The 1602-nt window shown below is 75.1% G+C and carries 3 protein-coding genes; all 3 read right to left on the reverse strand.

Annotation, left to right across the window (positions count from 1 at the left end; translation table 11 throughout):
- Positions 1-60 precede the first annotated feature (60 nt).
- Positions 61-768, reverse strand: coding sequence for a hypothetical protein (locus IE329_RS39805; RefSeq protein WP_190215952.1), 708 nt, complete (start codon positions 766-768; stop codon positions 61-63).
- A 20-nt stretch (positions 769-788) separates the two neighbouring features.
- On the reverse strand, positions 789-1139 hold the full coding sequence (locus IE329_RS39810; RefSeq protein ID WP_229928161.1) for a hypothetical protein: 351 nt from the start codon (positions 1137-1139) through the stop codon (positions 789-791).
- The coding region (locus IE329_RS39815) for a DNA cytosine methyltransferase (protein WP_190215953.1) at positions 1136-1602 on the reverse strand (467 nt) is incomplete at its 5' end. The genes IE329_RS39810 and IE329_RS39815, both read right to left, overlap by 4 nt.

The raw sequence follows: 1602 nt of genomic DNA on the forward strand, positions 1-1602 counted from the left end.
CGCAGGAGGCGGTGTAGAAGGTGCGGGCCTTGATGGCCATGGGCGGTTCTCCTGCCTCGGTCAGGCGGCCTTGAGGTGGCGCTCGGAGACGGCGGCGGGGGTGTTGAGGGCGTCGGTCCAGGTGGTGCGCAGGGCGGCGCGGTCGCGGCGGTCGGTGGCGGTCCTGCCGGGTCGGGTGTCGGCCTTGACGGGCATCTGGAGGCCGAGGAAGCCGTGCCCGGCGGCGATGAGCAACGGCTTCTCGGGTCCGGCGGACCAGACGGTGAGCGGCTCGTACCGCTCGGCGGGGGCCTTGGCCCAGCGGGCGAGGTAGGCGGCGTTCAGGTGCGCTTCGTCGGTGAGCTGCGGCTCGGCGGCGAGCGCTGCGGCGAACAACGGGCGCCACTTGGGGAAGAGGCCGGCGAGCGGGGCGTTCGCGGACAGTCGCAGGGCGCGATCGGCGTCGCCGATGGTGAGGTGCCCGTCCGGGTCGTGCTCCCCGGCCGGGGGCTCGAAGGTGAGGGTGAGGTCGGCGGCGCGGCGCCGGGCGGGGAACAGCGCGCGCAGGGCGAGCAGGTCGGCGCGGGTGAGCACCGCCTTCCACGGGGCGCTGTCAGGGGCCTCTCGGCGGGTGAGGGCGAAGGTGTAGCGGTCGGTGGCGCAGGCGAACAGGTGGGTGCCGGTGGCCTCCAGGTAGATGCCGTGCAGGACCGGCAGGGTCTCGTCGGGGCTGATGTGCGGGGTGAGCTGGCCGACGAGGGTCGGCAGGTCGGTCAGGGTCAGGGACACGGTTCCTCCAGCGGGCGCGGTCAGAACAGGGAGTCGGGCTCGGCGGCCGGGGCGGCGTTGCGCCGGGCCCTGCGGGCGGCGCCGAGGGTGGCGTCGTGGCAGGGCGGGCACCAGGCGGCGAGGGCGGTCTTGGGCAGGGCGGCGGCCTGGTGCGGTGCGAGGAGGAGGTCGGCGGGCTCGGCGGGGGCGGCGATGAGGTGGACGGTGCCGCCGCCGTGCCGGTGGGCCAGGTGGGAGTGTTCGCGGGAGCGTCCGCCGTCCTTGGCGTGGTTCTTGCCGCAGGTGCCCCGGCACTGGCAGCGTCCGGCGGCCGCGGCCATGACGGCCTGCCAGAGGTCGGCGCCGGCGAGCGGCGGGACGCGGGCGTTCACGAGCCGCCGCCGGTGGGCAGGTCGTGGCCGGTGATGGCTTCGACGAGGGCGGAGACGATGACCTCGGCGACGGGCGGGGTGACGGCGTTGCCGAACAGGCGGACCTTCTCCCGCTTGTTGCCGAGGACGGTGTAGGCGGTGGGGAAGGCCATGGCGGCGCCGATCTCTCCGGGCTCCAGCATCCGGAACAGCACTTCCTCCACCGGGACCTGGTCGCTCTTGACGAGGGCGTAGCGGTCGCGGGTGGTGAGGGTGCCGATGGGCTCGGAGACGGGGCGGGCGGTGCTGTGGCCGTAGTAGGGCAGCAGCAGGGACGCCCAGTCGGGCCCGGGGTTGTCGGGGGCGGTGGCGAGGCCGTGGTGGTTGCCGGAGGCGGTGACGGTGGCGAGGGCTTCCAGCACGGGCCGCGCGTCGGAGGATCCGCCGCGCAGTTCGGCGATGAACGGCATCCACGCGAGGCCGG

It is taken from the genome of Kitasatospora indigofera (assembly GCF_014655955.1).
GTDB classification, from domain to species: domain Bacteria; phylum Actinomycetota; class Actinomycetes; order Streptomycetales; family Streptomycetaceae; genus Kitasatospora; species Kitasatospora indigofera.